Origin of the sequence: Acinetobacter sp. ANC 3832, from assembly GCF_002135415.1 — a bacterium.
Taxonomy (GTDB): Bacteria; Pseudomonadota; Gammaproteobacteria; order Pseudomonadales; family Moraxellaceae; genus Acinetobacter.
In genome coordinates, this window is record NZ_NEGJ01000003.1 from 245278 (window position 1) to 259194 (window position 13917).

9 protein-coding genes are annotated in these 13917 nt (G+C 38.0%); 4 read left to right on the forward strand and 5 right to left on the reverse strand.

The window, feature by feature from the left end; genetic code table 11:
- The 3 genes from pstA to B9T35_RS05550 all read right to left on the reverse strand — a co-directional run bounded on the left by pstA (position 1) and on the right by B9T35_RS05550 (position 3899).
- Entirely contained in the window at positions 1 to 1395 is a 1395-nt protein-coding gene (gene pstA / locus B9T35_RS05540) for a phosphate ABC transporter permease PstA (protein WP_086190123.1), read from the reverse strand.
- Entirely contained in the window at positions 1392 to 2771 is a 1380-nt protein-coding gene (gene pstC / locus B9T35_RS05545; RefSeq protein ID WP_086190124.1) for a phosphate ABC transporter permease subunit PstC, read from the reverse strand. Before pstC ends, pstA begins: the two co-directional genes overlap by 4 nt.
- A 102-nt stretch (positions 2772 to 2873) precedes the next feature.
- On the reverse strand, positions 2874 to 3899 hold the full coding sequence (locus B9T35_RS05550; protein WP_086190125.1) for a substrate-binding domain-containing protein: 1026 nt from the start codon (positions 3897 to 3899) through the stop codon (positions 2874 to 2876).
- 1010 nt (positions 3900 to 4909) lie between these two features.
- On the opposite strand from B9T35_RS05550, the gene B9T35_RS05560 reads away from it, so the two are divergent.
- Positions 4910 to 5641, forward strand: coding sequence for a response regulator transcription factor (locus tag B9T35_RS05560; RefSeq protein WP_086190127.1), 732 nt, complete (start codon positions 4910 to 4912; stop codon positions 5639 to 5641).
- Positions 5642 to 5709: 68 nt separating this feature from the next.
- The gene (gene iaaH / locus B9T35_RS05565) at positions 5710 to 7167 is read left to right on the forward strand and encodes an indoleacetamide hydrolase (protein WP_086190128.1); all 1458 of its coding nucleotides are present in this window, start codon (positions 5710 to 5712) and stop codon (positions 7165 to 7167) included.
- Between the two features lie 112 nt (positions 7168 to 7279).
- Here the strand turns inward: iaaH and B9T35_RS05570 are convergent, their stop codons facing one another.
- Positions 7280 to 8812 (reverse strand): pyridoxal phosphate-dependent decarboxylase family protein, encoded by a 1533-nt coding sequence (locus B9T35_RS05570; protein ID WP_086190129.1) that lies wholly within the window; start codon positions 8810 to 8812, stop codon positions 7280 to 7282.
- On the reverse strand, positions 8812 to 10185 hold the full coding sequence (locus B9T35_RS05575) for a diaminobutyrate--2-oxoglutarate transaminase (RefSeq protein ID WP_086190130.1): 1374 nt from the start codon (positions 10183 to 10185) through the stop codon (positions 8812 to 8814). Before B9T35_RS05575 ends, B9T35_RS05570 begins: the two co-directional genes overlap by 1 nt.
- A gap of 470 nt (positions 10186 to 10655) precedes the next feature.
- Here B9T35_RS05575 and B9T35_RS05580 point away from each other — a divergent pair, with 470 nt between their 5' ends.
- Together B9T35_RS05580 and B9T35_RS05585 are read left to right on the forward strand one after the other, a co-directional pair.
- A complete protein-coding gene (locus B9T35_RS05580; RefSeq protein ID WP_086190131.1) occupies positions 10656 to 11360 on the forward strand; it encodes an SIMPL domain-containing protein in 705 nt (234 codons plus the stop codon).
- A 317-nt stretch (positions 11361 to 11677) separates the two neighbouring features.
- Positions 11678 to 13897, forward strand: a complete 2220-nt coding sequence (locus tag B9T35_RS05585) for a TonB-dependent receptor family protein (protein ID WP_086190132.1) — start codon at positions 11678 to 11680, stop codon at positions 13895 to 13897.
- Positions 13898 to 13917: the final 20 nt, after the last annotated feature.

The window sequence follows — 13917 nt, forward strand, 5'->3', positions numbered from 1 at the left end:
CTACCAACGTACTTCGAATTTTTTACGTAACCAAATGGCTAAACTATTTAATCCAATCATCATCGCCAAAAGCACGATAATTGCAGCAGCGGTACGACCTTCAAAGAAGTTACGTAGTTCATTACCTTGCCATAAGAAAACTTGTACTGGTAAAGCGGTGGATTGATCTAAAGGTGTACTTGGAATATTGGCAACAAAAGCACTCATCCCAATGAGAAGCAATGGTGCAGTTTCACCTAGAGCCTGAGCAACACCAATGATGGCACCTGTCAAAATACCCGGTAAAGCCAAAGGCAGTACGTGATGGAAAATGGTCTGTACACGTGAAGCACCTAAACCTAAAGCTGCCTGACGAATTGAAGGAGGTACGGCTTTTAGTGAAGCACGTGTCGTAATAATAACCGTTGGCAAAGTCATTAAACTTAAAACTAGCCCCCCCACTAAAGGTGCTGAAATCGGCATATGCATCCAACCGATAAAGATTGATGCGCCCAATAAACCAAACACAATCGATGGGACAGCAGCCAAGTTATTAATATTGACTTCAATAACATCTGTGAGCCAATTTTGTTTTGCAAACTCTTCCAAATAAACAGCACTTGCCACGCCAATCGGAATTGAAATAAAGATCACGATGATCATCATAAATAATGACCCCATGAATGCCCCTGCCAGTCCAGCTGTCGCAGGTGAACTACGTGAATCGGGATTGGTAAACAATTGCAAATTAAATGTACGTTCTATTAAACCACTGGCACTTAATTGATCTGTCAGCTTACGAACTTCTGGACTTAACTGTTGCTGTTCATCAGGTAAGGTATGATCAATATTTCCAGCAAGCCATACATCAATATTGGCATCTGCAAGAAATTTAATCTCTTCTTTTTGACCAATCAAAGATGGATCTTTAAATACCATATCACGCAGACGATAAGCTTCTGAGCTGGTATATAAACTTCCTAAATCATCACGTTTTGAAACCAATGTAGGATCTTTTGCAATCATGGCATTCACAATCAATGAATCCCAATCCACCATCCCCATTTTGGTTTGCCAAGCGATATAACGCTCTTGATAATGGGCTGGAGATTCTCCTGCACTTTGTACAGGTTTTGGACCTGCATCAATCACTTTAGGATCAAAATAAACAGGAACTTTAATACTGGCTTGCCAAAATGCAGGTAAGCCTTTATATAAAATACTGCCAAATAATAAGGCAACAAATGCTAAACCAATGACAACCGCACTAAAACCAAAGATTCGGAATGAGTTTTCTGTACGATGCCGTTTTGCCAAAGTCTTTTGAATTCGCGCTTTGCGTTTTTCACGCAACTCTGCCGCAGCTTGAGGATCAAATACATTTTGATCCACTGGAGATGTATTTGATGTACTCATTCGTATTGCTCACGATATTTACGCACAATATATAGTGCAACAATGTTCAAGCCCAAAGTAATCACAAACAGTGTTAACCCTAGTGCAAACGCCACCAAAGCTTGAGGGCTCGCAAAATCAGTATCACCTGTTAATTGGTTTACAATAGTGACTGTTACTGTAGAAACTGCTTCAAGCGGATTCACATGCAATAAAGGGCTATTACCCGCAGCAAGAACCACAATCATGGTTTCACCAATTGCACGAGATGCGGCCAGTAAAAATGCACCAATCACCCCAGGTAATGCAGCTGGCATCACTACACGGCGAATTGTTTCTGATTTTGTCGCACCCAAACCAAGTGAACCATCACGAAGTGAACGTGGTACTTGCGTAATAATGTCATCTGAAAGTGAGGATACAAATGGGATAATCATAATCCCCATTACAAAACCTGCAGTTAGTGCACTGGTCGCATTAATATTCAAACCAATGGTATCACCAGCCATCTTAAAGAAGGGACCAATGACCATCAGTGCAAATACACCGTAAACAATCGTTGGAATACCAGCAAGAATTTCAATGGCAGGTTTAGCCCATGACCTTAAACGTGGTGATGCATATTCAGCCAAATAAATCGCAATCATTAAACCAATTGGAACAGCAACCAACAAGGCAATGATACTGACCATGAGCGTGCCCCAAAGTAATGGTAATAAACCATAACTTCCTTCTGCACTGCCTGAAGTACTAAAACCTGGGTTCCATTCTGTACCAAAGAAGAAATCCATTGGGCTAACAAAGTCAAAAAAGCGCATGGCTTCACTGAACATTGACATCACAATGCCGATTGTCGTCAAAATCGCAACGCCTGAACAAAGAATCAAAGCGACATTAATTGCTTTTTCAACTTGGTTACGTGCACGATATTGTTGCGCTACATGTTTTTTAGCCCAGACCAACCCAAGCAATGCGGCACAAATCACCACTGCAAACTTAGCAAAAGAACCAATGGTTTGAAATTTCTTCAATTCAGCTGCAGCTGCAACTTCATATGCCTGTGCCTGATCACTGACCCCAAAACCAGATGCAATCGCTTTAATTCGTTCAACTAAAACCTGAATGCCCGCTTGATCTAATGATGAAGCCACCGTTGCTGGAACATTACTTAAAATTAAATGCTTTAATATATTCGGTTCTACAAGGTTCCAAACAATCAAAATTAAAAAAGCAGGGATACCACACCACAATGCCACTAAGGCACCGTAATAGCCTGGGCGTGAATGTAATATCGCAGAGTTTTTTCCCTTACCTGCCAGGCTTCGGCTTTTACGTAGCCCAATTTGATATGCAATGGCCACAAGGGCTAACAACACGCCTATGAGGAGCAGATTCATTTATTCTCCACTGTTCTTTCAATGTTCATTCTTTGAAAAAACTTGACTGAGCAAAAAAAGCCGATGGTAGTCCCCCTACCATCAGCCTCTCATTTTTGTATCTTATTTCACGCCTTTACCCGATTTGAACGCTGCAAGTACTTTCGCGCGTTCTGCATCAGACATTGAAATAAGACCTGCTTTATCCAGCTTAGAACCTTTACCTGATACTTTTTTACTTAAGAAGTATTCAGTATATTCAGATAAACCTTTGATTGATTTTAAGTGCTCGCCTTTTACATAGAAGAATAAAGGACGAGATACAGGGTATGTACCGTTAAGAACAGTTTGCTCAGATGGGGCAACATTATTCACTGTTGCTACACGTAATTTGTCACGATTTTGATCATAGAAACCTAGACCAAATACACCTACAGCACTTGGAGCCGTTTTTAAGCGAGCCAATGTTTCTGTGTAGTCACCTGCAATTTCAATCACTTTACCGTCTTTACGGAAGCTAGAACATGCTTTTTTCTGAGCATCTTTATCTAACTTCTTGAAATAATCATAAGATTCACAGCCCGCGTCTACCATTTTTTCTTGGAACACTTCACGTGTACCATGATTCGATGCAGGAATTACCAAAGTAATAGGTTCATTTGGTAATGATTTATCAATTTGATTCCAACGTGTATATGGGTTTGGAACCAATTTACCATTTGAAGGTAACTCTGCTGCTAAAGCTGCAAATACGTGTTGTGGACGTAATTTATAGGCTGCTTTGGTCGAGTTTGATGCAAATACAATACCGTCATAACCAATTTTAATTTCTAAAATTTGATTCACGCCTGCTTTTTTACATGCAGCAATTTCAGTATCTTTAATTTTACGAGAAGCATTCGCGATGTCGATGGTATTATCACCTACACCTGTACAAAATTGTTTTAAACCTGCAGAACTACCACCAGAACCGACAACTGGTGCTTTAAATTGTGGGAAATTATTACCAAATTCTTCTGCAACAATACTTGCATAAGGCAGTACTGTAGAAGAACCCGCGATTTGAATTGTTTCACGCGCTGCATTTGCAGTCGTTGCTACAGCTGCCCCTGAAACTACCAATGCAAGTGCGATATGATTTAAGCGCATTCTTTTCTCTCTATAATCAGCATTCAATTTTGAAGTACGCCACTTTTTAGTTCTGTGTAGTACCTTTCGGATATCTGCATTTTGATTTTAAAATATGACAAAGAAGTTACAGCTTTATGACGCTTTTATGATAATTGATAGTTTGCATTTGATTTAATTAAAATTGCACAAAATTCAATATGTAATCAACTGTAAAATAATATTGCTTAATTCAACAACTCTTATTTAATTTGTAAAATTTCATTTTTTTGTCATCGTAAATCACTTTTTAAATGCAAAACCAACGACGTTTCATGTCGCTACTTTTTTAAAAATGGCAAAGAAACTGTTAAAATAAACACAAAATAAAACACAACGAAAGATAAAAAATATGATTCTTCAACGTAAAGAATGGCATGAAACTTTTTTAAAAATGGTTGGTGCAAGCAGTACGATCACCCTACTTATTTGCATGAGTAGCTTTATTATTTATATTTTGATGCAGCAAATTTCACGTTATTTTATCTTACAAAATCTATTGATTAGTTTCAGTTTTATTTCACTGAGTATTTTAATACTACAATCTTTACGATCGATGTATCACGTTTATCATCTCCCTTTGATGGAGAGCTGTCAGCAGAATTATCAAAAAATTATTTTCTTTTGCTGTAGCTTTTCGATGGCTTTAATCATTTTAACGTCATTCACTTTAACCTTTAGCAAAATGCTTCATGATTATTACAGTTAAATAGTCATACTAAGCTCTACTTAGTTAAAGCGTTGAATAACAAAATTTTGAGATATAAAAAAGAGGTCTATCTTGAATCTATTCATAAACCATTCTTCTGGTAACCTTTTATTGAGGCTACATAAAAAGCATACAATGCGATTTTACATACATTAATAAGATTAAAGTAGACACAACAATTAAGACGAAAAAGTCTTAAAATGTTTATAAAATCCTGTGTTTTTCTTGCCCTAACCATGTATGTTTCTAAATTATCTCATCTGTTTATATGTAGATTATAGCTGTGTCTTTAGAACATGATTTAACCTCTTCTGAGCTTAGACTTTTCGCTGAAATATTATGGAAACTTGGCTCTGAAAATGGTCAACCTTATTTACGTGAAAATATCATTGCAGATATTACAACTTTACTTCGAGCTGATTTCGCCGCTTCCTATATTTGGGATTCAAAGCATCATTTATCTAAACAAGGTATTATGTGGAAAATTGACCAAAAAGCGCTTCAAGAATATGAGCACATTTGGCAATATGATGACCCCATTACATTCGCACTTCGTAAACGGCAAAAACCAACCTTTGTTCATGAAATTATTTCTTTTTCCAACCTTAAAAAAACTGTGTATTACAATGAATTTCTGAAACCGCATGGCTTATATCATGGGTTGAATGTCTATTTTGTTCGTCATGGCGTTGATGTGGGTGATTTTCGTATTTGGCGCTCCAAAGATTCTGTCATATTCAGTGAACGCGAAAAACGAATCTTGAATCTGCTTGAACCTTATCTCAGTAAAGCTCTGCCTTTCGACCTTTCTACCCGCTATTGTTTAACGCCACGCGAACAAGAAGTGGTTATCTTAGTATGTAAAGGATTAAGCGATAAAGATGTATCCAATTTACTCGATATCAGTTTTACCACCGTAAGAACACATCTCAAAAATGCAATGAAAAAGATTCATTGTAACAATCGAACTGAAATGGCTTTACTTATTCAGCATTCATTCAATCCTCAATTTTGAGGATATATCTCTGCTTTACAACTGTACTAAATTGTTGAAATAACAACTTAAACGGATTTTAAGTCACCATGTCAATCCTTGATAAAACAACAAATTTGATTCAATCACGCGATTTATTCAACTTATCGGCACATGAAATCACACACTTGGTTCGAGAAAGAAAAATAACCTGTGAACAATTGGTTCATCTATATTTCTCAAATATAGAGCAACAGCAATCCTTAAATGCTTTTATCAACATTGATAAAAACTCAGCACTAGAGCAAGCACAATATTGGGACCAACATATTTTTGAAGACCAAGCCTGTCCTGCTTTGCTGGGTGTTTTTATTGCTGTGAAAGATAACATTCATGTTGCAGGCTTTCCAAATAGTGCCGGAACACCTGCATTGGCTCAGTTTAAACCCAAGACTTCCGCGCCTATTATTCAAAAGCTGATTGACCATGGCGCAATTATTGTCGGTAAGGCTCATATGCATGAATTGGCATTTGGAGTAACAGGCTATAATTCAGCAATGCATATTAATGGCGTTGTTGGTACACGAAATGCTAAAAACCCACTTCATATTGCAGGTGGCTCATCCTCTGGAAGTGCCGTTGCCGTTGTAGCAGGAATGGTTCCTATCGCGATTGGAACAGATACAGGTGCTTCGGTTAGATTACCTTGTGCTTTAAATGGATGTGTCGGGTTCCGTCCAACAACAGGACGCTATTCTCAAGTCGGCATCACGCCTATCTCACATACACGTGATACTGCTGGGCCTATGGCACATACAGTCGCTGATATTGTATTGATTGATCATTTAATTACACAGCAAGATATACACAAACCAATCCCCGCACAGCAAATCAGACTCGGTATAGATTCGTATTTTTGGGATCATTTAGATGAAGAAGTTCATCATCAGGCACATATTGCCCTAGACTATTTAAAAGCAGCTGGAATTGACATAATTCCTGTAGAACTGCCTGAACTTGAACAGCTTAATCACAGTATTTCATTCCCAATTGTCATACATGAAGGTAAATATGATCTGATTCAGTATTTAAAAACCTATACAGATCTTCAGATTGAAGCTGTAGTTGATCAAATTTCAAGTCCTGATGTTCGCAGTTTATTTCAGCAGAATATTCTTCCAGAATTAATTACCGATCCGTCTGGGCATCTTGTACCCGTTTTACCATTGTACGAAAAAGCAATCACAGAAATGAGATCACAGTTACTTTCTATTTATGAAAAAGCATTTAAAGAACATCATTTAAATGCTTTGATCTTTCCTACTTCACCCATTGTTGCTCCACTTGCAAATGAACAAGCCAGTTCAATCGAAAATTTTCAAACACTAGTTCGCAACACAGATCCAGGTAGCAATATTGGACTTCCAGGATTGAGTCTACCCATCGGAAATTCATTTAAATCAAATTTACCTATCGCACTTGAAATAGATGGTTTACCGCATACCGACAGTGAGTTACTTGCTATTGGAGCAACATTAGAGGTTTTATTTCAGGGTTTACAAAAATAACCTTTTTTAGATTAGCAGTTGAAGTTTAAAAACTAACTCATTGAATAATAAAATTATAATATACAAAAAAAAGAGGTCTATATAGACCTCTTTTTATAACAAAAATCGAGTGTTAATCAAGAGCAGTGGTATAAGTACCTTGTTGAATTGGGCCTTTAATACGATCAGCTTCTGCTAATACAAGATCAAGCAGATTTTTCACGTTTTCTAAAGTTGCAACAGGACTTAAAGTGGTCATTTTCAATGATTGAACTTGACCTACTTTCGTTACACCAATATTGGCTTCACCACGTGCAAATAATTCATCTGCAACGTTCTGGTTCAATGTATCCAATAATTCAGCAGGATAGCCCGCAGGAATTACGCGGAACAATACAGAAGCAAATTGTGGATCAACCAACATTTCTAAACCATCAGTCGCTTTGATGTAATCTGCAACTTGACGTGTTAGAACCACGCCATGATCAATCATTGAACCATAAAGCTCTTCGCCCAATGATTCAACCGTCATCCACAATTTCAACGCATCAAAACGACGTGTTGTTTGTAATGACTTCGACACAAGATTTGGCACACCATGCTCTTCATCATAAGCTGAGTTTAAATACTCTGCTTCATAATGCATAAAACGATAGTTCGCTTCGTCTTTCAACAAGAATGCACCACAAGAAATCGTTTGGAAATAATGCTTATGGAAATCGAGTGTGATTGAATCTGACAACTCAATTCCGTCCAACATAGAACGGAAATCATTCGATAAAATCAGTGCGCCACCCCATGCTGCATCAATATGCATCCATGTACCATACTGGTTGGTAATGTCACGGATCTTCTTCAATGGATCAATTGCACCTGCATCGGTTGTACCCGCAGTCGCAACCACACATGCCACAATTTTACCTTCAGCTTGAAGGTGTGCCATGGTTTTTTCCAAAGCCTCTGTATCCATCTGTGCATTTTCATTCACAGGAACGGTAACAACAGACTGGAAGCCCATACCCATCATTGCCATGTTCTTTTGCACAGAGAAATGTGCATTTTCAGAACAAATCACTTTGACATTACGCATGGCATCAGCAGGAATCCCATCACGCTGAACAGACCACGGCTTGCCGTTTTCATCTTTCCAGTGTTTAGAAATACATGCATCACGTGCAAGCAATACACCCATCAAATTAGATTGAGTACCACCAGATGTAAACACACCAGCTTGACCTGCACCATAACCTACTTTTTGACGAAGCCAGTCAATCAACTGAACTTCCATCAAAGAACCTGCGGGGCTTTGATCCCATGAGTCCATAGATTGGTTTGTCGCATTAATCAATACTTCAGCAATTTGACTCGTGACCATTGTTGGACAATGCAAATGTGCTAAAGAATGTGGATGATGTACTTTTAAACTTTTGTTTAAAAATAGATCAACCATACGTTCAAGTGACTTTTGTACACCTAAGCCTTCTTTTGAAGGATTAAAAGCAATCGCACTACGTAAATCTTTAATGCTGCCGCCAGTGTACATTTTGTCATTTTGCAACCATGCTGCGACTGCTTTAGTCGCCTCACCCATTGCTGACTCATAGTCAGCAATGGATTGAGCATCATTGCAGAGTAACGCCTTACGATGTTCTGCAAAATCAACCATTATGCGCCTCGAGTAGCAACAAGTGCTTCAGCAAGTGCCTTCTTAAAGCGAGCAACAGCTTCAACACATTCTTCATGCGTAATGATCAACGGGCAAAGGAAACGAATCACTGTGCCACCACGGCCACCTTTTTCTAACAACAACTTGTTGTTAAAACATGCAGTTTGAATCGCAGCTGCCAACTGAGAATCGCCTGGCAATGAGCCCATGTGATCTGCAGCTTGGCGCTCGTCAACAATCTCAACACCTAACATCAAACCACGACCACGCACATTACCGATACATGGAAATTCTACTGCTAATTTTCTAAATTCAGCCTGTAGGAAATCACCACGTTCTTGTGCATTTTGCGCCAAGTTTTGTTCTTTAATGGTTCTAATCGTTGCAAGACCCGTCCCCATTGCAAGTTGGTTACCACGGAAAGTCCCCGTGTGACCTGCAGGTTGCCATGCATCAAACTTACGTTTAATCGCAAGAACAGCTAAAGGTAAGCTTCCGCCAACAGCTTTAGACATCACCACAACATCAGGCTCAATACCTGCATGTTCAAAGGCAAACATTTTACCTGAACGTGCAAAACCAGCTTGAACTTCATCAAGAATCAAAACAATGTTATGACGTTCAGTCACTTCACGGATTTTTTTCAACCATTTCACTGGCGCAGTCACTACACCACCTTCACCTTGAATTGCTTCAAGAATTACAGCAGCTGGTTTAGTTACACCGCTTTCTACATCTTCGATTAAATTTTCAAAGTAGTAAGTTAAAGCATCAATACCTGCTTCACCGCCAAGACCCAATGGGCAACGGTATTCATGCGGATATGGCATAAATTGTACGCCTGGCATTAAGCCATTTACCGCATTTTTAGCAGATAAGTTACCCGTCATTGCCAATGCACCATGAGTCATCCCATGATAACCACCAGAAAAACTGATGACTGTGCTACGACCAGTATAGGTTTTTGCCAATTTAATTGCTGCCTCTGTACCATCTGCACCAGATGGACCACAGAACTGTAAGCAATACTCTTCCTTGCCGCCCGGCAATTGTTCAAGTAATGCTTCAGTAAACGCATCTTTTAAAGGCGTTGTTAAGTCTAAAGTATGTAATGGCAGTCCACTCGCTAAAGTGTCCTGAATACTTTGAATTACCGCAGGATGATTATGGCCTAAAGCCAATGTTCCTGCCCCAGCCAAACAATCGAGGTACTCTGTACCTTCAACATCAGTAACCCAACACCCTGAAGCTTTTGCTATTGCCAACGGTAATTTACGTGGATAGCTACGAACATTAGATTCCATCTGACTTTGGCGAGTCAGGTAGTATTCGTTAGTAGAATTAGGGGCAGGATTTACAGAAGAAACGCTCATATCGAATTACCATCTCTGATATGGGTTGAAAGAAATAAGTCGGGTGACTTGCGGTCCTTTGACTCGGTGCTTTATAGAATCTAGTTAGATAAATATCTTGAATAAACTAGGAGCGCGATGATACAGTTTTTTCGCAGAAAATAAATATCTTTTATGTACTTATCGATCATCTGTTTATCGAAAAAAACACTCACCTCTCTATATTTTTGAATTATCATCATACTATGTGACAACATAAAGAAAACCTTCTTTTTATCTAAATCGTTTTTTTTTAGTAAAACTCACCATATCCCAGATAATTCACATGCATATATAGCTGATATTTAATAGATTAGTTTTATAAAATGATTGCAAAAAATTATGTAATTACTACAAAGACACCACAAAATTTTCATCTCATCCACATTGCAATTGTTTAGCATTAAAATTATTCAATATTCGAATTTTATTCAAGTTTTAAGGATCAGGACATGCGTTTATTAGCTCTTTCTTCTCTTCTTATCGGTACGGCGGTGAGTACAATGACTTTTGCAAACTCAAATGAACCGCTCAACTACAATATTGCAAATGTCCAAGCGGAAGCAACACGTCAAGTTTCAAATGATGAAATGCATGCTGTCCTTTATATAGAAAAAAGCAATAAACAACCTACGGAACTCTCTACTCAAATTACGCAACTCATGAATCAAGCCATTGCGCTTGGAAAAAAATATCCACAAGTGAAAGTAGAAACAGGATCTCAAAGTACTTATCCTGTTTATGACAATGATAACCAGAAGCTTAAAGAATGGCGTGGTCGTGCTGAAGTACAAATCGAAAGTAAAGATTTTAAATCAGCAAGCCAATTGATTAGTGAGCTACAACAAACATTCCAAACTCAATCAATCAACTTCACTGTTTCTGATGATCAGCGCAAAAAAGTAGAGAATGAGTTGATTGTTGAGGTATCTAAAAACTTCCAACAACGTGCGCAAATGCTCAGTCAAGCATGGAATAAATCTTCTTATGATTTAGTAAATGTGAATATCAACACCAACAGTTCTTATCCACAACCGATGATGATGCGTGCCAATTCTGCTAAATTTGCATCTGCCGATATGGCACCCCCTCAAGATATGGCTGCGGGTGAATCTAAAATTACAGTCAGTGCAAATGGTAGTATTCAGTTTAAATAATTGTCTAGTCCTGAAGTAAATTGAACAAAGCTTTTTTATTTTTTATAAGCAAAAGAGAAATATCTCTTTTATTTCAATGAAAATTAAAAATCTAGGATTAATAGTTTTATATCAGAAATTAATTTAAATTTTAAAAACCGTTCAAATTGAACGGTTTTTTTATAACATTTCAAAATCATCTTCCTTGTCTTTAATGGCTTCATATTTAAAAACTATAAATTAGCACCTTATTATAGTTAAAAATGATAATTGCTATCATTTATATCTATTGTACAAAGTATTAACATACGCAAAATTTCTCTCGATAAAACACGACAATGAAACATACTAAGCTCAATAATTCACATCAGATTTTTTTTAGCAAATCTTCTCTCAGTTTAGCAATTGGTCTTTCAATTTCTGGTTTAAGCCATATCACTTATGCAACAGAAGCCGAAAGTGAAGACCCTGTTAAAGCATTACCCACACTTGTATTACAAGCTCAAGGAAACTGGCTTGAAGATGCAAATGCTGAAACAGTACATCATCATGCAGGTGCTCGAACTATTATTGATCGAAAGCAATTAGATGCAACAGGCACAACATCTATTCGTGAAGCTTTAAAACAAATCCCAGGCGTGCAAGTACAAGATAATAATGGTACAGGTGGTAGTGATGTATCTCTCAACTTAGGCGTTCGTGGTTTAACTTCTCGTCTTTCACCACGCTCAACCGTCCTTATGGATGGCGTACCATTGTCTTTCGCACCCTATGGTCAACCGCAATTATCTTTAGCGCCTGTTTCTATGGGTAATATCGAATCCATTGACGTAGTACGTGGTGCAGGTTCTGTACGTTTTGGGCCACAAAATGTTGGTGGAATCATTAACTTTGTCACTCGTGCCATTCCTGAAAAATTATCAGGCTCTGTAGGGCTAACCACTGAATTTGCAACAGGTACGGATCAGCTAAAATACAGTCCGAACCTCTTTATTGGCGGTACAATGGATAACGGTCTTGGGATCGCTCTGCTTTATTCAGGTACCAAGGGTAATGGATATCGCGAAGACAATAACAAAATTGATATTGATGACGTTATGTTAAAAACCTCATATCAATTGAATGATCAAGATGCTATTGCGTTAAATCTTCATCATTATGAGGGTCGTGGTGAAATGCCTGAAGGTCTAACCACAGCCCAATATGCAGAGAATCCATATCAATCTAATCAATCACGTAACTATTTTTCTGGTCGTCGTTCAGATGTTTCTGTTAAATATAGTCATAAGGATGAGCTGAATAATTTTGAAATCCTAGGCTATTATGTCGACTCTTTCCGTACCAGTGATCTGGAATCTACTGTTGCTGGTACTGCAAATAGTCGAATTAGTAATTCACCACGTGATTATAAATATTTTGGTATAGAGCCACGCTATTCACGTGCCTATACACTTGGTAAAATGAATAATGAAGTCACCGTTGGTTATCGTTATTTAGAAGAAGATAGTTCTGAGTTTTCTGGGCGTACGGCAACATATAACACAGTAACGGGTACTCCTGGAGATCGAATTGCAAATACCATAAGTGATGGTGGTACCAAAGCCCATGCCGTTTATATCGACAATCGTTTCGGTCTTGGTGCTTTAACCATTACTCCAGGGGTTCGTTTCGAATCTATTGAGACACATAATGATTTTACCGCTTACCAAAATGGTAATCCAACCAATACCGTTCATCCAGAAATAAAATCTGAAGAATTTTTACCCAACATTGCTGTGAAATATGATTTCAATGAACAATGGAATGTCTTTGCCAATGCAGGTGTATCTTTTGGTCCACAACAGTACAACCAACTTGTTACCACTAAAACTGTAAATGGTACAAATACAGCAGATACAACACTTGATGGCTTACATCCTGAAAAATCTAAAAACTATGAAATAGGTACAAAATATCTGGGAAATGGTCTTAATGCCGAGTTAACTGCGTTCTATTTAGATTTTGACAAAGAGCTTTTACTCGAACGCCCTGACAATATTGGTACAGGTATTTGGACAAACTTAGGTGCAACCAGTCACAAAGGTCTAGAAACAGGTATTAGCTATGACTTTGGTCATTTTATGGATTCACTGGAAGGTCTAAAAGTATATAGTAATTATACGTTTACCAAAGCAGTCTCTGAAGCAGGTAAGTTTGAAGGCAAAGATTTGCCTTATTATTCACGTCATGTTGGAAATGTTGGTGCAAGTTATCAAATGGATCAATGGTCAATGAATGTAGATATGTATGCTCAGTCTAAGCAGTATGCACCCGGTTCTACTGATGTATATCAAACAATTGAAACTGCTGATGGTCGTATTGGTAATATTCCAGGGTATTCAACTTACGCCTTACGCACAGCCTACAATTTTGACTCTGTATTAAAAGGCTTAAAAGTTGCAGGGGGTATAAAAAATGTATTTGATAAGCAATATTTTACTCGCTCATCAGACTCTACAGGCGGTAAATATGTAGGTCAGCCACGTACTTTCTACATTCAGACTTCTTTTGATTTTTAATTTAAATTCAGATTAAATTA

Excerpts from the sequence above, each read along its gene's own strand:
- B9T35_RS05575 (WP_086190130.1), bottom strand. The coding sequence starts at position 10,185 with ATGAGCGTTTCTTCTGTAAATCCTGCCCCTAATTCTACTAACGAATAC.
- pstC (WP_086190124.1), bottom strand. The coding sequence starts at position 2,771 with ATGAATCTGCTCCTCATAGGCGTGTTGTTAGCCCTTGTGGCCATTGCA.
- B9T35_RS05550 (WP_086190125.1), bottom strand. The coding sequence starts at position 3,899 with ATGCGCTTAAATCATATCGCACTTGCATTGGTAGTTTCAGGGGCAGCT.
- pstA (WP_086190123.1), bottom strand. The coding sequence starts at position 1,395 with ATGAGTACATCAAATACATCTCCAGTGGATCAAAATGTATTTGATCCT.
- iaaH (WP_086190128.1), top strand. The coding sequence starts at position 5,710 with ATGTCAATCCTTGATAAAACAACAAATTTGATTCAATCACGCGATTTA.
- B9T35_RS05570 (WP_086190129.1), bottom strand. The coding sequence starts at position 8,812 with ATGGTTGATTTTGCAGAACATCGTAAGGCGTTACTCTGCAATGATGCT.
- B9T35_RS05585 (WP_086190132.1), top strand. The coding sequence starts at position 11,678 with ATGAAACATACTAAGCTCAATAATTCACATCAGATTTTTTTTAGCAAA.
- B9T35_RS05580 (WP_086190131.1), top strand. The coding sequence starts at position 10,656 with ATGCGTTTATTAGCTCTTTCTTCTCTTCTTATCGGTACGGCGGTGAGT.